22 protein-coding genes and 1 tRNA gene are annotated in these 21429 nt (G+C 63.1%); 11 read left to right on the forward strand and 12 right to left on the reverse strand.

What is annotated here, in order from left to right; genetic code table 11:
- Positions 1–6 precede the first annotated feature (6 nt).
- Both ILT44_RS08810 and ilvD read right to left on the reverse strand, forming a co-directional pair.
- Positions 7–849, reverse strand: coding sequence for a tetratricopeptide repeat protein (locus ILT44_RS08810; RefSeq protein WP_204239212.1), 843 nt, complete (start codon positions 847–849; stop codon positions 7–9).
- Entirely contained in the window at positions 836–2566 is a 1731-nt protein-coding gene (gene ilvD / locus ILT44_RS08815; RefSeq protein ID WP_239468030.1) for a dihydroxy-acid dehydratase, read from the reverse strand. Before ilvD ends, ILT44_RS08810 begins: the two co-directional genes overlap by 14 nt.
- Before the next feature lie 625 nt (positions 2567–3191).
- On the opposite strand from ilvD, the gene ILT44_RS08820 reads away from it, so the two are divergent.
- Positions 3192–5165: a calcium-binding protein gene (locus ILT44_RS08820; RefSeq protein WP_204239214.1), complete on the forward strand. Its 1974-nt coding sequence runs from the start codon at positions 3192–3194 to the stop codon at positions 5163–5165.
- Between the two features lie 65 nt (positions 5166–5230).
- Here ILT44_RS08820 and ILT44_RS08825 read toward each other — a convergent pair whose 3' ends face one another.
- On the reverse strand, positions 5231–6067 hold the full coding sequence (locus ILT44_RS08825) for a protein-L-isoaspartate O-methyltransferase family protein (RefSeq protein WP_204239215.1): 837 nt from the start codon (positions 6065–6067) through the stop codon (positions 5231–5233).
- Between the two features lie 74 nt (positions 6068–6141).
- On the opposite strand from ILT44_RS08825, the gene ILT44_RS08830 reads away from it, so the two are divergent.
- A complete protein-coding gene (locus tag ILT44_RS08830; protein ID WP_204239216.1) occupies positions 6142–6558 on the forward strand; it encodes a hypothetical protein in 417 nt (138 codons plus the stop codon).
- A gap of 91 nt (positions 6559–6649) precedes the next feature.
- Positions 6650–7051 (forward strand): hypothetical protein, encoded by a 402-nt coding sequence (locus ILT44_RS08835; protein WP_204239217.1) that lies wholly within the window; start codon positions 6650–6652, stop codon positions 7049–7051.
- 32 nt (positions 7052–7083) lie between these two features.
- On the opposite strand, the gene ILT44_RS08840 is transcribed toward ILT44_RS08835, so the two are convergent.
- The 3 genes from ILT44_RS08840 to lipB form a co-directional block, all read right to left on the reverse strand.
- The gene (locus ILT44_RS08840) at positions 7084–8691 is read right to left on the reverse strand and encodes a carboxyl transferase domain-containing protein (RefSeq protein WP_307826381.1); all 1608 of its coding nucleotides are present in this window, start codon (positions 8689–8691) and stop codon (positions 7084–7086) included.
- Positions 8692–8809: 118 nt separating this feature from the next.
- Positions 8810–9184 carry a hypothetical protein gene (locus ILT44_RS08845; RefSeq protein WP_204239218.1) on the reverse strand — a complete coding sequence of 125 codons (375 nt, stop codon included), beginning with the start codon at positions 9182–9184 and terminating at the stop codon, positions 8810–8812.
- An 89-nt stretch (positions 9185–9273) separates the two neighbouring features.
- Positions 9274–10011, reverse strand: a complete 738-nt coding sequence (lipB, locus tag ILT44_RS08850) for a lipoyl(octanoyl) transferase LipB (RefSeq protein ID WP_204239219.1) — start codon at positions 10009–10011, stop codon at positions 9274–9276.
- A 249-nt stretch (positions 10012–10260) separates the two neighbouring features.
- Here lipB and ILT44_RS08855 point away from each other — a divergent pair.
- From ILT44_RS08855 to ILT44_RS08885, 7 genes are all read left to right on the forward strand, one after another.
- A tRNA-Leu gene (locus tag ILT44_RS08855) sits at positions 10261–10345 on the forward strand.
- Between the two features lie 222 nt (positions 10346–10567).
- Positions 10568–11992, forward strand: coding sequence for a magnesium transporter (mgtE, locus tag ILT44_RS08860; RefSeq protein ID WP_204239220.1), 1425 nt, complete (start codon positions 10568–10570; stop codon positions 11990–11992).
- 90 nt (positions 11993–12082) lie between these two features.
- The gene (locus tag ILT44_RS08865) at positions 12083–12979 is read left to right on the forward strand and encodes a glycoside hydrolase family 25 protein (RefSeq protein ID WP_204239221.1); all 897 of its coding nucleotides are present in this window, start codon (positions 12083–12085) and stop codon (positions 12977–12979) included.
- Between the two features lie 215 nt (positions 12980–13194).
- Positions 13195–14367, forward strand: a complete 1173-nt coding sequence (locus tag ILT44_RS08870; RefSeq protein WP_204239222.1) for an isovaleryl-CoA dehydrogenase — start codon at positions 13195–13197, stop codon at positions 14365–14367.
- A gap of 143 nt (positions 14368–14510) precedes the next feature.
- Positions 14511–15164 carry a glutathione S-transferase family protein gene (locus tag ILT44_RS08875; protein WP_204239223.1) on the forward strand — a complete coding sequence of 218 codons (654 nt, stop codon included), beginning with the start codon at positions 14511–14513 and terminating at the stop codon, positions 15162–15164.
- Positions 15165–15259: 95 nt separating this feature from the next.
- Positions 15260–15964, forward strand: coding sequence for a ribonuclease activity regulator RraA (locus ILT44_RS08880; protein WP_204239224.1), 705 nt, complete (start codon positions 15260–15262; stop codon positions 15962–15964).
- 24 nt (positions 15965–15988) lie between these two features.
- Positions 15989–16816: a YdcF family protein gene (locus tag ILT44_RS08885; protein ID WP_204239225.1), complete on the forward strand. Its 828-nt coding sequence runs from the start codon at positions 15989–15991 to the stop codon at positions 16814–16816.
- Here the strand turns inward: ILT44_RS08885 and ILT44_RS08890 are convergent.
- Together ILT44_RS08890 and ILT44_RS08895 are read right to left on the reverse strand one after the other, a co-directional pair.
- The gene (locus ILT44_RS08890; protein ID WP_204239226.1) at positions 16783–17058 is read right to left on the reverse strand and encodes a DUF3253 domain-containing protein; all 276 of its coding nucleotides are present in this window, start codon (positions 17056–17058) and stop codon (positions 16783–16785) included. The genes ILT44_RS08885 and ILT44_RS08890 overlap by 34 nt on opposite strands.
- On the reverse strand, positions 17051–17743 hold the full coding sequence (locus ILT44_RS08895) for a DUF599 domain-containing protein (RefSeq protein WP_204239227.1): 693 nt from the start codon (positions 17741–17743) through the stop codon (positions 17051–17053). The genes ILT44_RS08890 and ILT44_RS08895 overlap by 8 nt, the downstream gene beginning before the upstream one ends.
- Positions 17744–17817: 74 nt before the next feature.
- Here ILT44_RS08895 and ILT44_RS08900 point away from each other — a divergent pair, with 74 nt between their 5' ends.
- Entirely contained in the window at positions 17818–18228 is a 411-nt protein-coding gene (locus tag ILT44_RS08900) for a rhodanese-like domain-containing protein (protein WP_204239228.1), read from the forward strand.
- On the opposite strand, the gene ILT44_RS08905 is transcribed toward ILT44_RS08900, so the two are convergent.
- The 4 genes from ILT44_RS08905 to ILT44_RS08915 form a co-directional block, all read right to left on the reverse strand.
- Positions 18225–18518, reverse strand: a complete 294-nt coding sequence (locus ILT44_RS08905) for an acylphosphatase (RefSeq protein ID WP_204239229.1) — start codon at positions 18516–18518, stop codon at positions 18225–18227. The genes ILT44_RS08900 and ILT44_RS08905 overlap by 4 nt on opposite strands.
- A gap of 6 nt (positions 18519–18524) precedes the next feature.
- Positions 18525–18650 (reverse strand): hypothetical protein, encoded by a 126-nt coding sequence (locus tag ILT44_RS31415; RefSeq protein ID WP_255549695.1) that lies wholly within the window; start codon positions 18648–18650, stop codon positions 18525–18527.
- 11 nt (positions 18651–18661) lie between these two features.
- Positions 18662–19168 (reverse strand): gamma-glutamylcyclotransferase family protein, encoded by a 507-nt coding sequence (locus tag ILT44_RS08910; protein ID WP_204239230.1) that lies wholly within the window; start codon positions 19166–19168, stop codon positions 18662–18664.
- A 153-nt stretch (positions 19169–19321) separates the two neighbouring features.
- A complete protein-coding gene (locus ILT44_RS08915) occupies positions 19322–21322 on the reverse strand; it encodes an acetyl-CoA carboxylase biotin carboxylase subunit (protein WP_204239231.1) in 2001 nt (666 codons plus the stop codon).
- Positions 21323–21429: the final 107 nt, after the last annotated feature.

Genomic DNA, 21429 nt, shown 5'->3' on the forward strand with positions numbered 1-21429 from the left:
GCCGTGTTATCGGCGCGACTGGATGTACTGCTCCAGAAGGGCGAGCGCGAGCTTGCGGTCGCTTTCGTCGGCCGCCGAGAAGGCATCCCCATACAGATCCGCGATCCATTGATCCTTGGCAGCATCCGTCGAAGCCTCGCGGGCCAGGGTGAGCCACATGAGGCCCTTGGCGCGCTGGCGGGGAACGCCTTGCCCCGTCATCAGGAGATGCCCCAAGAGAGCCTGGGACGCCGTATGGCCCTTCTCGGCCGCCAGGTTGAACCACCGGGCTGCGTGGCGGGCATCCTTCCGGACGCCGGTGCCTTCCAGGTAGAGGCGAGCGAGATTGTACTGCGCATTGGAATCGCTGAAATACGACGCCGCGTAGCTGAACATCTCGACGGCACGCTCCGGATTGGCCGCGACGTAGGTGCCCTTGATCCCATCCAGGAAATAGGAGCCGAGCGCCACGAAGGCGCTGGAGACCACGGAGGCATTCGGCGAATCCGGGCTCTCGTCCGCATGCTGGTCGGCGAGCCTCGAGAAGTACTCGAAAGCCTTCAGGTCGTCGTGCTCGACGCCGTCGCCATCGGCATACATGCGCCCGAGCTTCCACAGAGCGAGCGAGTGGCCCTGACCGGCCGCGTATTCGAGCGCATGAACCGCCCCGAGCTTGTCGCCTGCATTGTAATCACGCATGCCGCTGCGCAAGGCATCGCGCGCCGAGCCGTACTTGATGGCTGGCGCAAGCGCCGGTGAGAGAGCAGGCGTGAGCGGCTGCGGACGCGGCGCAGCATCGAGCGCATAGGCTGCGCCAGCGCCAAGGGAAACCACCCAGAGGGAGGCAGCGATGAAGTTAAACGTCCGCATAGGTTTCTTTTTCTGCAGCTCCGCCGGGATGGGTGACAGCCCCATCCCGTGCCGGGCCCACTGTTTGTGCGTATTTCCAAAGATAGCCCGAGGTGGCGCTCGTCTCCCGCGGCTTCCATTCGGACCGGCGCCTGGCCAGTTCCTCGCCTGAGAGTTCCACGTCGATGGTGCCCTTGACGGCATCGATCGCGATGATGTCGCCGTCCTTCAGAAGGCCGATGGGTCCGCCCACGGCCGCCTCAGGCCCCACATGGCCGATGCAGAAGCCGCGGGTCGCGCCCGAGAAGCGGCCGTCGGTGATGAGCGCCACCTTGTCGCCCATGCCCTGGCCGTAGAGGGCTGCTGTCGTGGAGAGCATCTCGCGCATGCCGGGACCGCCGCGCGGCCCCTCGTAGCGGATCACCAGAACCTCGCCCTCGTTGTACTGGCGCTTGGAGACCGCCTCGAAGCAGGCCTCCTCGCCGTCGAAGCAGCGGGCAGGCCCGCGAAACACCTGCTTGTCGCTCGCCATGCCGGCGACCTTCACGATGGCCCCCTCAGGCGCGAGGTTGCCCTTCAGGCCCACGACGCCGCCGGTGGGCGTGATCGGCGTGTTCGCCGGATAGACCACGTCCTGCTCGTCGTTCCATTTCACGCCAGCGAGGTTCTCGGCCATGGTGCGGCCGGTCACGGTCATGCAGTCGCCATGCATGAAGCCGTGGTCGAGGAGCGTCTTCATGAGGAGCGGAATACCGCCGACCTCGAACAGGTCCTTGGCCACATAGCGTCCGCCAGGCTTCAGATCCGCGATGTAGGGCGTGCGCTTGAAGATCTCGGCGACATCGAACAGGTCGAACTTGATGCCCGCCTCATGCGCGATGGCGGGCAGATGCAAAGCCGCATTGGTCGAGCCGCCGGAGGCCGCCACCACGGTCGCGGCATTCTCCAACGCCTTGAGGGTCACGATATCGCGCGGGCGGATGTTTTTCGCGATCAGGTCCATGATCTGCTCGCCCGCGGCGGCGCAGAACCGGTCGCGGATCTCGTAAGGCGCCGGAGCGCCGGCCGAGTACGGCAGGGCGAGCCCGATCGCCTCGGAGACCGTCGCCATGGTATTGGCGGTGAACTGCGCCCCGCAGGCGCCGGCAGACGGGCAGGCCACCTGCTCGAGCTCGGTGAGATCCTCATCCGACATCTCGCCGACCGAATGCTTGCCGACCGCCTCGAAGAGGTCCTGCACCGTGACCTGCCGGCCGCGGAAGGAGCCGGGCAGGATCGAGCCGCCATAGATGAAGATCGACGGCACGTTGAGGCGCACCATCGCCATCATCATGCCCGGCAGGGACTTGTCGCAGCCCGCCATGCCGACGAGCGCGTCATAGGAATGGCCGCGCATGGTCAGCTCGACCGAATCCGCGATCACCTCGCGGGATGGGAGCGACGCCTTCATGCCCTGATGGCCCATGGCGATGCCGTCAGTGACCGTAATGGTGCAGAACTCGCGCGGCGTGCCGGAGGCGGACGCCACACCCTTCTTCACGGCCTGGGCCTGGCGCATGAGGGAGATGTTGCAGGGGGCAGCCTCGTTCCAGCAGGTGGCGACGCCCACGAGCGGCTGGGCGATCTGCTCCTTGGTCAGGCCCATGGCGTAAAGGTAGGACCGATGCGGCGCGCGAGCGGGCCCAACCGTCACGTGACGGCTCGGCAGCTTCGATTTGTCGATCAGGCGCGCATCCATATCCGCACTCGTTTTCACCCGGTTCTCACGAGGAGATCCAAGCTCTTGGAACTCCCGTGATCTGCCATGTGCCGCGCCACCCGTGCAATGACCCATAGGAAGGATCGTATCAGCAACCTTAACCCGGATTTCGTCCAGGCCGCCTTGCTGTAAAGCCTTGGTTTAGAAGCACTTTAACCTGCTTACTGAGGTGCTCCTGGTTTATGGCGGGATCGCGGCGGAGCTTGGGCCAAGGGAGGCAAGATGTTGAAGGTTTGAGGGTGTTGCGTGGCCGCAACATTTTTGGGAGGGGATTCCTGATCTCGACTTCCCCATCCAGTCCCTTGGACACGTCTCCGCTCGCAAATCGTCGTGTGTGCCAGCACACACCGTGAGCGTTGCCTTTACCAAGCACGACTTTAGTTGCGACCATGTTAACATAGTAACATATCTCAGAGGAAATCAGGTAATTTCTACCCAGAGCTTCAGACAAGCGCCCCACCGATCCACTCGTCAGTGCCGCGCTGTCACGTTCGAGGGATAATCAGACAGAACACCAAGTCAAAAGAAGCCTTAATCTACTCATGTGATGTGGGTGGAATGGCTCGACTTGTGCCAGCGACAACTCAAAACATGAGGAAACAAGATGAGCACAACAACTTCTACAGGAGAAACTCGCGTCAATACATATACATCGGATGCACAGTACTCGTCGGTCGTGACTGGATTGTCCGATGGCGGCTGGGTCGTCACCTGGGTCTCCAATGGCCAGGACGGCTACGGCACCGGCGTCTATCAGCAGCTCTACAATGCCAAAGGGCAACCGGTCGGAGGCGAGACCAGGGTCAACAGCTTTACCCCAGGCGACCAAACCCTTCCCTCCGTAACAGCCTTGGCGAACGGAGGCTGGGTGGTGACCTGGGAGGAGATGCGGAACACTCCTCAGGGCACGACAGTCGGCATCTTTCAACAGCAGTACAATGCACGCGGAAGAGAGGCCGATAGCGAAACCCAGGTCAACAGCACCACAGCCGGCAATCAATCCTGGTCGTCTGTCACATCCTTAAACGACGGAGGCTGGATTGTGACTTGGAGGTCCACCCAGGAAGGCAACCAATATGACGTCTACCAGAAGCGCTACGACAGCACCGGACAGGCCCTCACTGATGATATTCGGGTGAATCTCACAACCTCCGGCTTCCAAGACCAGCAATACGTGACGGAACTGTCAGACGGGGGTTGGGTCGTCACCTGGACGTCATCCAACCCGGATTCCAGTTATGATATTTACCAGCAGCGCTTCGACAAGGATGGAAACCCGCAACTCAGGGATCATTTTGGCAACATAGCCGACAGACTGGTCAATACTGAGACGGACGAAAATCAGAATTTGCCCTCGGTGACAGGGCTGAAGAATGGCGGCTGGGTGGTTGTCTGGCAATCGCAGAACCAAGACGGGTCCGACGCGGGCATCTACCAGCAGCGCTACAACGCGGCAGGACAGTCGGTCTCTTACGAGACCCTCGTTAATTCTACCACTGTGAGCAGGCAGTGCGCGCCTTCGGTAACGGATCTGTCGGATGGCGGCTGGATCGTCACATGGTCGTCCTACAATCAGGACGGCGACCTGTTTGGCATTTACCAGCAGCGCTACTCATCGACAGGAATTGCTGTGGGTGGCGAGATTCAGGTCAACACGACTTCCTATCACGATCAGTCTCAGATCTCGACATCAGGACTCAAGGATGGCGGCTGGATCGTAACCTGGACCTCATATGGCCAGGACGGATCCGGCTCAGGAATCTACCAGCAGAGGTTCAACAAGGACGGCCAGAAGATCGGCCCGACCACGCCCACCGGCCTCAATCTCTCCGGCTTGAAAGTGAATGAGGGCGGGCATCTGTCCATCGATCTCGGCGATCTTTCAGCCGAGGCGCTCGTGGAGGATGGCGGCTTCGCCTACACGCTTCTCGACGACGCCGGCGGGCGTTTCGAGCTTGCTGGGAACAAGCTGAAACTGAAGGATCACGTCAAGCTCGATTACGAGCAGGCCCAGCTCCATGCGATCAAGGTTTTGGTCAAGGACGCGGCTGGAGCGACTTGCGAGAAGTCTTTCATTATCTCCGTCACCGACGTTCAGGAGGAGAACCTGACAGGCAATGCCCTCTCCAACGTCATCAAAGGCGGGCAATATAGGGATGCGTTCAACGGCGCCGACGGCAATGACATCCTGTGGGGCGGTTATGGCAACGACGCCCTCACAGGTGGCTCAGGCAAGGATTTCTTCGTCTTCAACACGGTGCTGGGCTCCGCGAGGACCAACAAGAACAAGAACCTTGACAAGATCAGTGACTTCAAGGTCGCGGACGACACGATCTGGCTCGACAACGCCGTGTTCAACAAGCTCGGCAAGGGCACGGAGGGCAGCCCGGGCAAGCTGAAAAAAGCGTTCTTCACAATCGGTGAGGAGGCAAAGGACAGGAACGATTACTTGGTCTACAACAAGAAGAACGGAAAACTCTACTACGACGAGGACGGCTCCGGCTCGAAGGCGGCAATCGAATTCGCCAACCTCAAGAAAGGCCTGAGCATGACTGAAAAGGACTTCTTCATCATATAACCTGATGAAGAGTCGTCCCGGAATTAGGTGGTATGGCCAGAACTGGTCTGGCCATACCACTAAGGCTACACGTCGTCAGACGAGAACCAGACATCGTGATAAACAGCAAGGGCACTCCCATCCGGAGACCGGTCGCTCTTGATCCACACCGATCGGATGGCCGCAAGATCAGCCTTTGTCGGTAGGTTTTTGACCGAGATCTTCTCGCTCGTTCCGCTGCAGGAAATGAAACCTACCGTCATCAGCGAGCGGGCGCTGAACCCCTCCGCCAACCGCCTGACCAGAACCGTAGGCCCCCAGCCTTTGTGTGGCTGCCACGGAAAGATAAGGCGACCACCGGGATTGAGCGCCCGCAGCCACTCCACATCAGGCGCCACGACACCCGCATTCACGTAAATGACATCCGCATTCATCAGCGCCCGCCCGAAGGCCGAGGCTGCATGCACTGTGACATCCGGCTCTTCCTGCAGGTTCACAGCCGCCTGGGCGGCAAGGTCCGACTCGTATTCGAAAGCCTCGACATGCCCGCCGGGCTGAACGAGACGTGAGAGTATGGCGGTGTAGTAGCCCGTTCCCGCCCCTACATGGATCACCCCCTCCCCCGGCCGCGGGCTGACGGCATCGATCCAAGCGGCATGGAGGGCGGGCTCTCCATTGTTGATGCCGCGTTCGGGAGCGATAGCGACGAGCACGTTCTCGTAAATATCAGCCACCGTGCTTGTATGCGTCCCTACGCCCATGCTGATGACCGTCCAGGGTGGAGGCGGCAGAAAGGCTTCGCGGACGATTGTCGCAAAGGCACTCTCGATCCGAGGGTCAATGACACTGGCCAATTGGACAATGCGAGAAGCATACGAAGCCCGCGCCTGCCGCGACATATTAGGATCGATGCGGTCCTCCATGACCACCCCTCTCTGAACAGCGAGGCCTCTCAGAATTGGCCTCATGATAAGTGGTGCCTTTCGGGAGTCTGCCAATGGCACCATCGCGCCTTACCTCTATTGCACTTCTCATGGCCGCCCTGCCGTTTCTGGCTGCCTACAACCAGACCACGGCCCCGCCGAACCCGGATCAGGTCGGTGCAAGCGCGATAGCGGCGCTCAACGATGCGCAGACTGCGAATGCCATGCTGGCAGTAGGCTTAGCGGGTCATGTGGGCGGTTTGGATCCGACCGGCATCGGCGGGATGGCCTCCAGTCATTTGATCGATCAGCAAATGCGGATTGCGAATGAGAAGAACCTCAAGATGCTCGACGAGATCCAGAAGGTAGCCAAGGAAGCTGAGCGCCTGGAGGTCCAGCATGAGGCGCGGGCGGCAACAGGCTGCGAGACTGAAACCAAGGCAATAAGTTGCCGGAGCCAATACCTCTCGCAGCCGGTGGTTTTGCGGTAGCGCCCATGGACCCCTCCCATCCCTCCTTGGGAGAGGAGAAAAGAGCTCAACGCTCTATATCGAAGGTAACTCACTTACATTGGAGCTAACCATGCTTTTTCAGCGCTTTGCTCTTATCGGCCTTGTATCCACTCTGCTCCCCGTTGTGAGCGCGTGCAATCAGACTGCGGCCCCATCGCAATCTCCAGGATTGGTGGGTTCAGGTGCGCTTGCCGCCATCAACGACATGCAAGAAACACGGGCAAGGCATCGCCTGACGTCGACCATTGCCAACCAAGCCGCAGGGTTCGACCCCACAGGCCTGTCGGGATATGCGCTCAACTATATGGACAACGAGCGAGCGCGTATTGAAGACGAAAAGGCACAGAAAGTTGAAGAGGAAGTCCAGAAGTCTCTCGCCGAGGCTGAGGCTCTGCAGGCGTTAAGTGAAGATCTGGAGCGCCAGAGGGGAAGCGTCAGCAGCAGGTCGCCCAGGAGAAGGGCGACCCCTTGAAGGGTTGCGCCTGTAGCTGTTCCCGAATCTGCCTACATCCTGAACACGCCGAACTTCGTCTCCGGGACCGGAGCGTTCAGCGCCGCAGAGAAGGCCAGAGCCAGCACGCGGCGGGTTTCCGAGGGAAGGATGATGCCATCGTCCCACAGGCGGGCCGTGGCGTAATAGGGCGAGCCCTCCTTCTCGTATTTGTCGCGGATGGGAGCCTTGAAGGCCTCCTCTTCCTCCACGCTCCAGGACCTGCCCTCGGCCTCGATATTGTCGCGCCGCACGGTGGCGAGAACGCTCGACGCCTGCTCGCCGCCCATCACGGAGATGCGCGAGTTCGGCCAGGTGAACAGGAAGCGGGGGGAATAGGCCCGGCCGCACATGCCGTAATTGCCGGCACCGAACGAGCCGCCGACCAGCAGCGTGATCTTTGGCACCTGGGCGCAGGCCACCGCCGTCACCAGCTTCGCGCCGTCCTTGGCGATTCCTCCCGCCTCGTACTGCCGGCCGACCATGAAGCCGGAGATGTTCTGCAGGAACAGGAGCGGGATTCGCCGCTGGCAGCACAACTCGATGAAATGCGCGCCCTTCTGTGCGCTCTCCGAGAACAGGATGCCATTGTTGGCGATGATGCCAACCGGCATGCCCCAGAGCCGGGCGAAGCCCGTCACCAGGGTGGTGCCGTAGAGGCGCTTGAACTCGTCGAATTCCGAGCCGTCGACCAGGCGGGCGATGACCTCGCGGATGTCGTACTGCTTCTTGAGGTCGGTGGGCACGATCGCATCGAGATCGTCGATGGAATATTTCGGCTCGACCGGGTCGGCGATGTCGATATCGATGCTCTTGCGGGTGTTGAGCGTGCCGACGATGCGGCGCACGATGGCCAGCGCATGGACATCGTCGGTGGCGTAGTGATCCGCCACGCCAGACTGGCGCGCATGCACATCGGCGCCGCCGAGGTCCTCGGCCGACACGACCTCGCCGGTCGCCGCTTTCACCAGGGGCGGTCCGCCGAGGAAGATCGTGCCCTGGCGGCGCACGATGATCGTCTCGTCCGACATGGCCGGCACATAGGCGCCGCCCGCGGTGCAGGAGCCCATGACGCAGGCGATCTGCGGGATGCCCAGCGAAGACAGGGTCGCCTGGTTGTAGAAGATGCGGCCGAAATGCTCGCGGTCGGGAAAGACCTCCGTCTGGTGCGGCAGGTTCGCGCCGCCGGAATCGACGAGGTAGATGCAGGGCAGACGGTTCTCGCGCGCCACTTCCTGGGCGCGCAGATGCTTCTTCACCGTCATCGGGTAATAGGTGCCGCCCTTGATCGTCGAATCGTTGCAGACGATCATGACCTCGCGGCCCTCGACCCGTCCGATGCCGGTGATGATCCCGGCGCCGTGGATCGCGTCCTCATACATGCCGTGGGCCGCGAGGCTCCCCAGTTCCAGGAAGGGAGCACCCGGGTCGAGGAGGCGCATCACGCGCTCGCGGGGAAGGAGCTTGCCGCGGGCGAGGTGCCGCTCTCGGGCTTTGGCCGGGCCGCCCTCCGCCACAGCCTGCCGCTTGGCCTGGAGGTCTTGGGCAAGGTCGGCCCAGGCGGCGCGGTTCGCCCGCGCGGCATCCGAGGTCAGATCGGCAGAGGTGGCGATGACGGGCACGGCGTCGGTCTCCCTGGTTCTTGGGTTCTGGCTCCGTCACGGCTCAAGCCGGAGGGCTTTGACGCTCAGTACCTAGAACCGGGGAGCCCGCGCAACTGGGATTTGGGAGGTACAGACCTTAGCCCTTGGTCCGAATGACCGTCTCCTGGCGAATGACGCCGGGTCCGCAGCGATAGGCAATGGGCCGCACGAGCGACCAGTCGTCCGAAACCTTCTGCAGGTAGAGATGCGTTCCGCCCAGGGCGACCGTCGCCGCAAGCATGTCGTCGGTGGCGCGGCCGAAGGTGGATCGGCCGAGGGTCACGCCGAAGGCGATATTGACCTGCGTATGTGTTCCGAGAGTCGGTGTGACCGGGCTGACCTCGCCAAGCCGCGTGCAGGCACGCACATCCGTCGGCGAATCGACGATTTTGACCAGTTCCGTCGGATCGGGCCGGTAGGCGCAGGCCGATGCAGCCAGAGCGACGAGAGAGGCAAGAAGAGCGCGTTGCATGGAAGGTCCGCCAATGATCAGCCGTTTGCCCCAGCTTAGAGCATGACGCGACCTTGAGGAGAAGCCTTGCCTTACATGCGGTGAAATTCCTAGACGCCGTGGCTCAAGAGCAACGGTCCCGTTACACGTTCGGTCGGCCCGAAGATCTCCTCGAAGGTCTTGCGCATCACTGCATCGACCTCCGGCAGGGTGACGGGAATCCCGAGATCGACAAGGCTCGTGACCCCATGCTCGGTCACGCCGCAGGGAACGATGCCCGAGAAGTGTGAGAGATCCGGCTCCACGTTCAGGCTGATTCCATGGAAGGTCGCCCAGCGGCGCACGCGGATGCCGATGGCAGCGATCTTGTCCTCTGCGGTCTCGCCTTTGTCGAGCCGGCGCACCCAGACCCCGACCCGGTCCTCCCGCCGCTCGCCGCGGATGTTGAAGGCATCGAGCGTCGCGATGATCCAGGCTTCCAATGCAGCCACATAGCGGCGCAGGTCCGGCTCCCGGCGCTTGAGGTCGAGCATCACATAGGCCACCCGCTGACCTGGGCCGTGATAGGTGTACTGCCCTCCCCGGCCGCTCTGATGAACCGGGAAACGGTCGGGTTCCACGAGATCCGCCGCCTTGGCCGAGGTGCCGGCCGTGTAGAGCGGCGGATGCTCCAGGAGCCACACCATCTCGCGGGCATGGCCCGCCGCGATGGCCTCGGCCCTGGCCTCCATGAAGAAGACGGCGTCCTCATAGCCGACGAGGCCATCCGTGATGGCCCACTCCACCGGCTCGGCGCCGGTCTCCGGTTGGAACTGAAGGGCCAAGCTGTCTCGCAGGTTCGACACCATTTCACCTTGCTCTTGCGGGATGCAGAACGACATGCGCTCTGGCCTTCGAAGGAGTTCAGATCGCTCCTGCGCATCCATCAAATTTTCGCTTATATAGTCGTTCCAGAGGCTTATCGCCTATCCCGCCACGGTCAACCGAGGCATTCGCGCGGCTCAAGCACTGGAAGCTCCACGGAAGGGGTTGCAGTGGCCCAATCGATCTGCTAGAGCGGCCACCTCTTCAGGAAAACCTTTCCTGAAACCGAGTTCGCGGTCATGGCGGAATTGGTAGACGCACTACCTTGAGGTGGTAGCGGGGAGACCCGTGGAGGTTCGAGTCCTCTTGACCGCACCAACTTTCGGCACTCCGGTGCTGAAGACGAAAAGGCCCCTATCCGGGGCCTTTTTTGTTGGCCGTACCTGCCCGGGGTAGGCGACTTGTATCGCTTTCGCATGCTCCCGCATCGATTTGGCAAAAACGGCCAATAACCGATTCTTCGCAAAAGTCTTTTGGGCGCATTGCGCAGGTGGATGCACGCACCTAAAAGGCCAGCAACTCACCTCCCAAGGACGGCTCATGCAGGAAGTCGAAGACAAGACGCTGCTTCCGAACCCCGATGGGCCCGAAACCGCAACCCCGGCGTTTCGGGACGAGGAAGGCGAGCTCAATCCGGAATTCCTGGCCGCCGCAGCCGATGCCATCGAGGCATCCGAGGCCGAGCGCCTGCAGGTCCTCGTCGAAGACTTCCACGAATCCGAGCTCGGCGATCTTCTCGAGGCCCTGGAGCCCGAGCACCGCCACCGCCTCATCGAGCTTCTCGGCTCCTCCTTCGACTTTGCCGCGCTCACCGAGGTGGACGAGGCCGTCCGCGAGGAGATCCTTGAGGAACTCGAGACCGCGACGGTGGCGGAGGGCGTGCGCGAACTGGATTCCGACGACGCCATCACCATCCTCGAGAGCCTGCCGCAGGAAGAACAGGCGGAGGTTCTCGACCAGCTTCCCCCCATCGAGCGCGTGGCGCTCCAGCGCTCCCTCGACTACCCCGAGGACAGCGCCGGACGGCGCATGCAGACTGAATTCATCGCCGTGCCTCCGTTCTGGACGGTCGGGCAGACCATCGACTTCATGCGCGACGCCCCAGATCTGCCGGAGACCTTCTACGAGATCTTCGTGATCGATCCGGCCGCGCATCTGCTCGGCGCCGTCGCCCTTGACCGGCTCCTGCGCTCCAAGCGTCCGGTGACCATCCAGGAGATCATGGACGACGAGCCGGATCGGTTCGAGGCCACTCAGCACCAGGAGGAGGTGGCGCGCCTGTTCGAGCGCTACAACCTCGTCTCCGCCGCCGTGGTTGACGAGGCCGGCCGGCTCGTCGGCACGATCCTGGTCGACGACATTGTGGACGTGCTCGAAGAAGAGGCCGACGCCGACATCAAGCAGCTCGGCGGCGTGAAATCGGACGAAGAGCTCTCGGACACGGTTCTCTACATCCAGAGAAGTCGCTTTCCCTGGCTCTTCGCCAATATGTGCACGGCCTTTCTGGCCGCCGGTGTCATCCGTTTCTTCGAAGATTCCCTGGAGCGGATGGTGGCGCTCGCGATCCTCATGCCCATCGTCGCCTCCATGGGCGGAAATGCCGGCACCCAGACCATGACCGTGGCCGTGCGTGCGCTCGCCACCCGCGAGCTGGGGCGCGCCAATGCCTGGCGCATCATCCGCCGCGAGGCAGCGGTCGGCCTGCTGAACGGGTTGGTCTTCGCGGTCATTATGGGAACCCTGGCAGGCCTCTGGTTCCAGTCGATCGAAATCGGCGTGGTCATCGGCCTGGCCCTCATTACGGTTCTGTTTTTCGCTGCGGTCGGGGGGATCTTCGTGCCGCTCACTCTCAATCGGATGGGCGTCGATCCGGCCGTTTCGTCGGGCCCTTTCGTCACCAGCATCACCGACATCGTCGGTTTCTTCGCCTTTTTAGGCATCGCAACGGCATGGTTTAACCTGTAAGCTTGTTTCGCACCTGTTCCGTAAGGGCCTGTTAACGCTCTTGCGTCATCCCTGGTGCGGTCCAGTCCTGCGTATAATACAGTTGAATCGATGAAGACTCGCCGCCGCTCCCCCAGCCGTTCCAAGAACTCTGGCCTGACGACGTTCGTTCGGGTCACCCGGTTCAGCGCCCTCGCCGCTGTTGCGCTGGCGCTTGCCTCCTGTGCCATCGCTCCGTCGAGCCGCTACCCGGCAAAGGGCGATGCCCGGCCGCACGAGGGAGTCGCCACGGCTCACCAGCTGCCGATCCACGGGGTCGACATCTCGAAATGGCAGGGCGATGTGGATTGGGCGTCGCTGCGTCAGGCCGGCACCAAGTTCGCCTTCATCAAGGCGACGGAGGGCGGCGACCACATCGACAGCAAGTTTCACGAGAACTGGCAGGCTGCCAGGAGGGCGGGCGTCCCGCGCGGCGCCTATCACTTCGTGTATTGGTGCCGCCCGGCTCACGAACAGGCGGCCTGGTTCAAGAGGAACGTCCCGCAGGACCCTGACGCCCTCCCCCCGGTTCTCGACGTGGAGTGGAACGGCCAGTCCGTGAACTGTCCGAGAAAGGTTCCGCGCGAGCAGGCGCTCGCCATGATCGATGTCATGCTGCGCGAGATGGAAGCCCATACCGGCAAGCGGCCGATCATCTACACCGACATCACCTTCCACAAGGAAATCCTGGAAGGCGAATACAACGACTATCCCTACTGGATCCGCAGCACGGCGGCCGAGCCGCAGGTGCGCTACAACAACCGCCGCTGGACCTTCTGGCAGTTCACGACCACGGGCCGGGTGCCCGGCGTGAAGGGCGACGTCGACCGCAACACCTTCTACGGCACCGAGAATCAGTGGCGAATGTTCGTGCAGAGCGCCTGCGACCCGCGCGACCACGGCCGCCTCAGGTCCGTGGGCGTCTGCCGCGACATGGATGCGGTGCAGACGGCGAGCATCGACGAATAGGCCTTGCTGCAGAGCACATTGTTCAGGCTCCCTCGCAGGTCAGGGAGCCTTTTCTTTGCCCGATTGCGACCAATGGCCGGTCACGAAGAGGCCCATTCCTGCACTTTCCTAATGCCACGGCCTTGATAAGGGCAGCATTGCTGACCAAAATGCCCCACGACAAAAGCGATCCATCGCGTACCCTTCCGGGGCGTGAATGGATGTGGGAGGAATCAATGCTGCCGAATGCCGCCAAGGGCTTCAACTTCGATCTCGGCGAGACCGCCGACGCCATCCGCGAGACCGTCTCCGGTTTCGCCCAGGAGAAGATCGCGCCGCGCGCCGAGGAGATCGACCGCACCAATCAGTTCCCGCGCGACCTCTGGCCCCAGATGGGCGAGCTCGGCCTGCACGGCATCACTGTGGAAGAGGATTACGGCGGAGCGGGCTTGGGCTATCTTGAGCACGTGATCGCCATGGAGGAGATCTCCCGCGCCTCCGCCTCGGTGGGCCTCTCCTACGGCGCCCATTCCAACCTCTGCGTCAACCAGATCCGCCGCAATGGCAACGAGGACCAGAAGCGCCGCTACCTGCCCAAGCTGATCTCCGGCGAACACGTGGGTGCGCTCGCCATGTCGGAGCCCGGCTCCGGCTCCGACGTGGTCTCCATGCGCACCCGCGCCGAAAAGCGCGGCGACCGCTACGTGCTCAACGGCAACAAGATGTGGATCACCAACGGCCCCACCGCCGAGACCCTGGTGGTTTACGCCAAAACCGATCCGGAGGCAGGCCCGCGCGGCATGACCGCCTTCCTGATCGAGAAAGGCTTCAAGGGCTTCTCCACGCATCAGAAGCTCGACAAGCTCGGCATGCGCGGCTCCGACACCTGCGAGCTGGTGTTCGAGGATTGCGAGGTGCCGGAGGAGAACGTGCTCGGCCAGGTCGGCAAGGGTGTGAACGTGCTTATGTCTGGCCTCGACTACGAGCGCGCCGTGCTGGCCGCCGGCTCCACGGGCATCATGCAGGCCTGCATGGACGTGGTGCTGCCCTACATCCATGAGCGCAAGCAGTTCGGACAGGCCATCGGCGAGTTCCAGCTCGTTCAGGGCAAGGTCGCCGATATGTACGTGACCATGAACGCGGCCAAGGCCTATGTCTATGCCGTCGCCAAGGCCTGCGACCGGGGCGAGACCACCCGCGAGGATGCCGCCGGCGCGATCCTTTACGCGGCCGAGAACGCCACCCGGATGGCACTCGACGCCATCCAGCTCCTGGGCGGCAACGGCTACATCAACGACTACCCGACGGGCCGCCTGCTGCGCGATGCCAAGCTCTACGAGATCGGCGCCGGCACCAGCGAGATCCGACGCATGCTGATCGGCCGCGAGCTGTTCGCGAAGACGGCTTGAACACACTCGAAACCGCATTGTCACCGAGAACGGCCAGGAGCAGTCCTGGCCGTTGCCATGTTCAGCCCCCTCCGAGCCACGGCACTTTCCGTTCACGGAAGAAAGGTTACAGTTAGGAACGGATTGATAACCGCGAGGCTGCGATGCCCCTGAAACTCTACGCGCACCCTTTCTCCTCGTACTGCCAGAAGGTCCTGATCGCGCTCTACGAGAACGATACGCCGTTCGAGTATCGGATGCTTGGGAACGAGCAGAGCGACAAGGAGCTGGAAGAGCTCTGGCCCATCAAGAAGTTTCCCGTGCTTGTGGACAATGGCCGCACCATCATGGAGGCCAGCATCATCATCGAACATCTGGGCCTTCATCACTCGGGACCGGTGCGGCTGATCCCGGATGATCCACGGGCCGCACTCAAGGTCCGGCTGATGGATCGCTTCTTCGACAACTATGTCATGACCCCGATGCAGAAGATCGTCTTCGACCGCATCCGCCCGGAGCAGCACCGCGACCCCTACGGAGTCACCGAGGCGAAAGCCATGCTCGACAAGGCTTATCATTGGCTCGACAAGACGCTGACTGGCCGTGAATGGGCCGCCGGCGCCGGATTCAGTGCCGCCGATTGCGCCGCGGCCCCGTCCCTGTTCTATGCCGATTGGGCTCATCCGATCGGTGAGGCATTCACGCACGTCCGGAACTACCGCCGGAAGCTGCTGGCCCGGCCCTCCTTCGCACGGGCGGTCGACGAGGCCCGGCCCTACCGTGCTTTCTTCCCTCTGGGCGCGCCGGACCGCGACTGATGCACGGCAGGAATGCGGCCGAAGGGCACTCGTTGCGGTGGCGCTCCCGGCCCTCGACCGCTATGAAAGCCTGATCCACCATCAGGGAAAAATCCATGACCCTCGACAAAGCCATCGCCGATGCCCTGCGGGCCGCCTCCACCGCGACGCTCACCACCGTGCTGCTGAAGAAGGGCATCCGCCGCTGCTGGATGAAGGGGCCGATGCCGGCCTTCAACGCATCAGAGAAGATGGTCGGGCGCGCCTTTACGCTCCGCTTCGTGCCCGCCCGCGAGGATCTTGCGACTCCTGAATCCTGGGCTTCGCCGATCTCCACCCGCGCTGCCATCGAGGACATGCCGGAGGGCTGCATCGCGGTGATCGACTCCATGGGCGTGGTCGATGCGGGCGTCTTCGGCGATATCCTCACGGCCCGCATGAAGAAGCGCGGCGTCGCGGCGCTCGTCACCGACGGCGTGATCCGCGATGCGGTCGGCGTCGAAGGCACGAACCTGCCGATCTGGTGCGCGGGCGTGGCCGCTCCCCCTTCCGTCGCGGGCCTCACCTTCGTGGGCTGGCAGGAGCCCATCGGCTGCGGCGGCGTCGCGATCTTCCCCGATGACGTGATCGTCGCCGACCGGGATGGCGTCGTGGTGATTCCGGCCGCCATCGTGGAAGAGGTCGCCAAGGCTGCGGTGGCACAGGAGCATTATGAGCTCTGGGTCATGCGCGAGGTCGAGAAGGGCGTCCCCCTCCCCGGCCTGTATCCGCCCAATGCCGAGACCAAAGCCCGCTACGAGGCCGAGTTGAACAAGCAGTAAGACTTGCCCGAGTAAGGATGGCGGGTGTTCTACTACCTCTCCAAAGTCGCTTGGTTCTTTGCCACGCCGTCCAACCTGCTGGTCAGCCTCATTCTGCTGGGGCTGATCCTCGCGCTCTTCAAGCGGCTGCGAACATTCGGCATCGGCCTGAGCCTCGTCTTCACGCTGGCGACCATCGCCCTGGGTCTCCTCCCCATCGCCAGCTACATCCTGCTTCCTCTTGAGGAACGCTTCCCGGCTTTTCGTGATGACGGCAGGCCGATTAACGGCATCATCCTGCTCGGCGGCGCGGTTGAGGCATCCGATTCAAAGGCTCGGGGCAGTCTCGTCGCCAATGAATCGGCGGAGCGCGTGCTCGACACGATCCAGCTCGCCCATCGCTATCCGAGCGCCCGCATCCTCATCTCCGGAGGTGGCGGCACGGTCTTCGGAGACGGTGCCGCCGAGGCACCGGTCATCGCGGAGTACTTCAGGAGCCTCGGCATCGACCCCGCCCGCATTCTGGTCGAGGATCGCTCGCGGACGACGGCCGAGAATGCCGTCTATTCGCAGGAACTCGCAAAGCCCCGCGAGGGCGAGCGCTGGCTCCTGGTGACATCGGCCTGGCACATGCCTCGTGCGGTCGGCGTGTTCGAGAAGGTTGGTTTTCCGATCATTCCCTATCCGGTCGACTTTCGTACTGCCGGTGGCGCCGGAACACACAGGCCCTTCGCCTTCGTCTCGGAAGGGTTGAGGCGGCTCGATATCGGCGCGAAGGAATGGGCAGGCCTGATCGGCTATTACGCGACCGGCCGCACAGCGCGGCTGTTCCCCGGACCTCAGGTTTCTGCAGGCGGTAGAGCCAGCCGATAAGTGCCGCGAAAATCGTCAGGATCGACCGGCCGCCCCTTGCGCAGGATCACGATGCGTCCCTCTTTCATGAGGCGCACGGCCACCTTGCGGACCGGCTGCATGAGAGGCCCCCACCCGTCCGGCTGGTTGCCGCCGAGAGCCTGGGCCACATCGGCGGGGCCGATGGTCTTGCCGGGGCCACGCTCCAGCAGAAGCCCGAGCATCGCGGCTTCCAGCTCCTCGGGTGTCACTGTCTTAGACATCGGTCTGCCTCACGGCTGCATCATGGGCATCGGACAGGAACTGGCGCCGCCACATCACGATCAGCACCCCGGCGGTCGCAGCCATGAACAGGTAGCCGCTCACGAACCAGCCGAGATAGGCGAGCGAGAAGAAGAAGGCGCGCTGGCCGCGATTGAAGTGCTTGCCGGCAACCGCATTCATGGCACCGGCCTGGCGGGCGACGGCGAGCGCCTCTTCGCGGCTGCCCTCTTTCAGCACGGGAACGGCCCCGACAATGATCGCCATGTAGTTGAAGAGCCGGTACGACCAGGCGAACTTGAAGAAGGCATAGACAAAGATCACGGCGAGGCCGCCGACCTTTACATCCCAGGCAATCCGCGTCGGCGGCTCGCCGAAAGGCAGATCGGCGAAGAGCGGCAGCACCGAATCGGCCGATCGCAGGAGGGCCAGCACGCCGCCGATCGCAATCAGCGAGGTGGAGGCGAAGAACGCCGTGCCGTTCATGAGCGACGCCAGGATCGTAGTGTCGACGATCCGGTTCTCGCGCACCACCATCTGCTCCATCCAGCGATAGCGGTACTGGTTCATCACCTTGTTGAGGCTTTTCTGACCCGCCGGCGTGAGCTCGAGGGCCGCGTGATAGCCGAACCAGGCGACGAGGAAGAATGCCAGCGCCGCGTAATCGAGATTGGTGAAACCCAGCACCCGTGATCTCCCGTTGACTCCGCCGCCATCATGCCCAGTTTGTTGAAGAGCTCATAGGGGGAGCAGAACCCGTCATGCCTCAGACCATCACCCGCGGCTACAAGACTTTGCTCGACGAGGCCAATGCAAAGATCAGAACCCTGCCCATCGACGAGGCCGTAGCCCTGCATGGCCGGGAGGACGTTGTGTTCGTGGACCTGCGCGATCCGCGCGAACTGGATCGCGAGGGACGAATCCCCGGCGCCGTGCACTGCCCGCGTGGGATGCTGGAATTCTGGATCGATCCGGAAAGCCCCTATCACAAGCCGGTCTTCGCCCAGGACAAGACCTTCGTGTTCTTCTGCGCGGCAGGCTGGCGCTCGGCCCTCTCCGCCGCAACGGCGCAAGACATGGGCCTGCAGCCGGTCGCGCACATGGAAGGCGGCTTCACCGCCTGGAAGAACACGGGCGGACCCGTCGAAACCACAGAGCCTAAGAAGGCCTAAACCGTTCGCCGGATCTCGAACCGGTCCGTGAGATCGGTGTCAGTGACCTTGCCGTCGAGGATCTCCACATCCTCGACGAAGGCGCCGGCAGGCCCGTGACGACAGGCTTTCAGCATAACCTCGACGAGGTCGGCAGGGCCTGAGAACAAGGCCTCGACCGAACCATCCATCCTGTTCCGAACCCAGCCTTTGAGGCCATGGAGTTGTGCCTGGTGCTGTGTCCAGGCGCGAAAGCTCACACCCTGGACGCGGCCTTGGATCAGAACATGGGCGGTTCGGCGTTCGGTCATCATCCCTCAGCGCTGGGCATGGCGGGCATCGGTGTGACGGCCCGCGTCGGTGTCGTCGAGCGTCTGGATAATGCGCTCCGCATTCTGCGGGTCCACCTTGCGCAGGATTTCGTCAATCTTCCCGTATGGCAAAGGTTCTCGTTTCAGTGCGACTTGCGGATCGCCCCCGACGGAGCGCCCCAGAGCGGCCGCACCTTTGGGTGCTGCGGGACGGGCGCAGAGGCTAACGTCTTGGGCAGCCAAACGCTGAGGCTCCGGATGTAATCCTCCGACAGGCCTGCGTGCCGGGCGGCCTCAATCACTCCCTCCATGTAGCCGGGAAGTGGCATGCCGGGCTTGGCGCTGCGGCCGACATAGACCATGGCCCGCCGCGGCCCCTTCGCCGTCACGACAGGCTGAATGACCTTGGTGTAGAGGCCCGTCGAGAGGCTCTCATACCTGTCGAGCGCCGGCACGTCAGCGAGCGCCAGATCCCAGACCATGCCCCAGACCGCCCGCTGCGGATCGCGCACCACGGTGGCGTAACCCTCATCGAAGATCATGAAGTGGTGGCGCATGAGCCGGCCGATGCCGACCGGCTTCGATGCCGGGCAGCGCCCGAGCATGGCAGCTTGGTCCATATTGGACCCGTAGGCGAAATAGAGGGGCATGGCTGTGGGCTACCTGTTGCTGATCCCACCGTCCTCATCCTGAGGAGCCTGCGCAGCAGGCGTCTCGAAGGAGGGTCCAGAGAGCACCGGAGACGCCCTCGTCCTTCGAGACGGCCTGACGGCCTCCTCAGGATGAGGGCTATGTCTCACCTTCTAGGCGAATTCCAGGATCACGGCATCCACCGCGAGGCTATCGCCTTCCTTAGCGTGGATCTTGGAGATGGTGCCGTCGCGCTCCGCACGCAACACGTTCTCCATCTTCATCGCCTCGACGATGCAGAGCGGCTCGCCAACCTTCACCTCCTGGCCCTGGGCGACGCTGATCGCCTTCACGAGCCCTGGCATCGGGCAGAGCAGCTGCTTGCCCGTATCCGCCTCCAGCCGCTCCGGCATCAGGGCGGCGAGTTCCGCCTCCCGCTTGGTGTAGACCTTTACCTCGGCGGAAGTACCGGCATGGGCGAGCGCAACGCCGTTGAGGATCGGGCGAACCTGCACCGCAATCGCTTCACCGCCCACCGTCCCGGTCCAGACCGGCTGGCCTGGCGCCCAGTCCGAGACGATCGGCCAAGCCTGACCGTTGATGACAACCGCAAAGCCGCCATCGATATCCTCGATCGTGACCTCATGGCGCTCTTGGCCTAAGAGCACCACCCGCTCGCGCTCGAAGCGCAGGCTGGCGGCCGAGCGCATCTGACCGGAAATGTGCCGCTTGCGCTCATTAAGCAGGTGGTCGATGGCAGCGCCCACAGCCGCCATGCGCAGGGCCACCTCGCCTTGCGGAGCAGGCGCCTTGAAGCCCTGGGGAAACTCCTCGGCGATGAAACCGGTGGAGAGCTTACCCGATTTCCAGCGCGGGTGCTGCATCAAGGCCGTGAGGAACGGGATGTTGTGACGGATGCCCTCGATGGCGAAGGCGTCCAGCGCCCGCGCCTGGGCCTCGATGGCGTGGAGACGGGTCGGCGCGTGAGTCACCAGCTTGGCGATCATCGGATCGTAGTAGATCGAGATCTCGCCGCCCTCGTACACGCCAGTATCGTTGCGCACCGTGACGCCGTTCGCCTCGCCCTCATGCGGCGGGCGATAGGTGACGAGGCGGCCGGTCGAGGGCAGGAAGTTGCGCACCGGGTCTTCGGCATAGATGCGGCTTTCCACCGACCAGCCCTTGAGCTTCACGTCGGCTTGGGTCAGGCGGAGTTTCTCGCCGGCGGCCACGCGGATCATCTCCTCCACGAGGTCGATGCCGGTGATCATCTCGGTCACCGGATGCTCCACCTGCAGCCGGGTGTTCATCTCGAGGAAGTAGAACGACTTGTCCTGACCTGCCACGAACTCCACCGTGCCGGCGGAATCGTACCCCACCGCCTTGGCGAGCGCGACCGCCTGCTCGCCCATGAGGCGGCGGGTCGCCTCGTCGAGGAGCGGCGACGGCGCTTCCTCGATGACCTTCTGGTTGCGGCGCTGGATCGAGCATTCGCGCTCGCCGAGATAGATCACGTTGCCGTGCTTGTCGCCGAGCACCTGGATCTCGATATGGCGCGGATCGGTGATGAACTTCTCGACGAAGACCCGGTCGTCGCCGAAGGAGGACGCCGCCTCCGACTTGGCGCGGGCGAAGCCTTCGGCGACCTCGTCGGCGGAATAGGCGATGCGCATGCCCTTGCCGCCGCCGCCGGCGGAAGCCTTGATCATGACCGGGTAGCCGATCTCGTTGGCTATGGTCACCGCCTGCTCCGGCCCCTCGATCACGCCGAGATAGCCCGGCACGGTCGAGACCTTGGCGGCGGCGGCTGCCTTCTTCGACTCGATCTTGTCGCCCATGGCGGCGATGGCGCCGGGATTCGGGCCGATGAAGACGATGCCGGCCTCGGCCAGCGCCTTCGGGAAGGCCTCGCGCTCGGACAGGAAGCCGTAGCCGGGATGCACGGCCTGGGCGCCGGTGGCCTTGCAGGCCTCGATGATCTTCTCGATCACGAGATAGGATTGAGCAGCAGCGGCCGGGCCGATATGGACGGCCTCGTCGGCCATCTCCACGTGGAGGGCGTCCCGGTCGGCATCGGAATAGACCGCCACCGTCTTGATGCCCATGCGCCGGGCGGTCTTGATGACCCGGCACGCGATCTCGCCCCGGTTGGCAATCAGGATCTTGTCGAACATGAACCCTCGAACGCTCCACCCAAAGATTTAAGCCCCACCTCCGTTACTGCACATCGGTGCCTTGGGGAAGCGGGGCTTCGTTCAGCATTTAGCGTTAGATAGAGCGC

The organism is Microvirga arvi, from assembly GCF_016892765.1.
Taxonomy (GTDB): Bacteria; Pseudomonadota; Alphaproteobacteria; order Rhizobiales; family Beijerinckiaceae; genus Microvirga; species Microvirga arvi.

Coding starts and splice junctions, on each gene's coding strand:
- ILT44_RS08870 (WP_204239222.1), top strand. CDS start 13,195: ATGCTGCCGAATGCCGCCAAGGGCTTCAACTTCGATCTCGGCGAGACC.
- ilvD (WP_239468030.1), bottom strand. CDS start 2,566: ATGGATGCGCGCCTGATCGACAAATCGAAGCTGCCGAGCCGTCACGTG.
- mgtE (WP_204239220.1), top strand. CDS start 10,568: ATGCAGGAAGTCGAAGACAAGACGCTGCTTCCGAACCCCGATGGGCCC.
- ILT44_RS08875 (WP_204239223.1), top strand. CDS start 14,511: ATGCCCCTGAAACTCTACGCGCACCCTTTCTCCTCGTACTGCCAGAAG.
- ILT44_RS08880 (WP_204239224.1), top strand. CDS start 15,260: ATGACCCTCGACAAAGCCATCGCCGATGCCCTGCGGGCCGCCTCCACC.
- ILT44_RS08810 (WP_204239212.1), bottom strand. CDS start 849: ATGCGGACGTTTAACTTCATCGCTGCCTCCCTCTGGGTGGTTTCCCTT.
- ILT44_RS08845 (WP_204239218.1), bottom strand. CDS start 9,184: ATGCAACGCGCTCTTCTTGCCTCTCTCGTCGCTCTGGCTGCATCGGCC.
- ILT44_RS08890 (WP_204239226.1), bottom strand. CDS start 17,058: ATGTCTAAGACAGTGACACCCGAGGAGCTGGAAGCCGCGATGCTCGGG.
- ILT44_RS08825 (WP_204239215.1), bottom strand. CDS start 6,067: ATGGAGGACCGCATCGATCCTAATATGTCGCGGCAGGCGCGGGCTTCG.
- ILT44_RS08905 (WP_204239229.1), bottom strand. CDS start 18,518: ATGACCGAACGCCGAACCGCCCATGTTCTGATCCAAGGCCGCGTCCAG.
- ILT44_RS08900 (WP_204239228.1), top strand. CDS start 17,818: ATGCCTCAGACCATCACCCGCGGCTACAAGACTTTGCTCGACGAGGCC.
- ILT44_RS08865 (WP_204239221.1), top strand. CDS start 12,083: ATGAAGACTCGCCGCCGCTCCCCCAGCCGTTCCAAGAACTCTGGCCTG.
- ILT44_RS08910 (WP_204239230.1), bottom strand. CDS start 19,168: ATGCCCCTCTATTTCGCCTACGGGTCCAATATGGACCAAGCTGCCATG.
- ILT44_RS08820 (WP_204239214.1), top strand. CDS start 3,192: ATGAGCACAACAACTTCTACAGGAGAAACTCGCGTCAATACATATACA.
- ILT44_RS08835 (WP_204239217.1), top strand. CDS start 6,650: ATGCTTTTTCAGCGCTTTGCTCTTATCGGCCTTGTATCCACTCTGCTC.
- ILT44_RS08915 (WP_204239231.1), bottom strand. CDS start 21,322: ATGTTCGACAAGATCCTGATTGCCAACCGGGGCGAGATCGCGTGCCGG.
- ILT44_RS08830 (WP_204239216.1), top strand. CDS start 6,142: ATGGCACCATCGCGCCTTACCTCTATTGCACTTCTCATGGCCGCCCTG.
- lipB (WP_204239219.1), bottom strand. CDS start 10,011: ATGGTGTCGAACCTGCGAGACAGCTTGGCCCTTCAGTTCCAACCGGAG.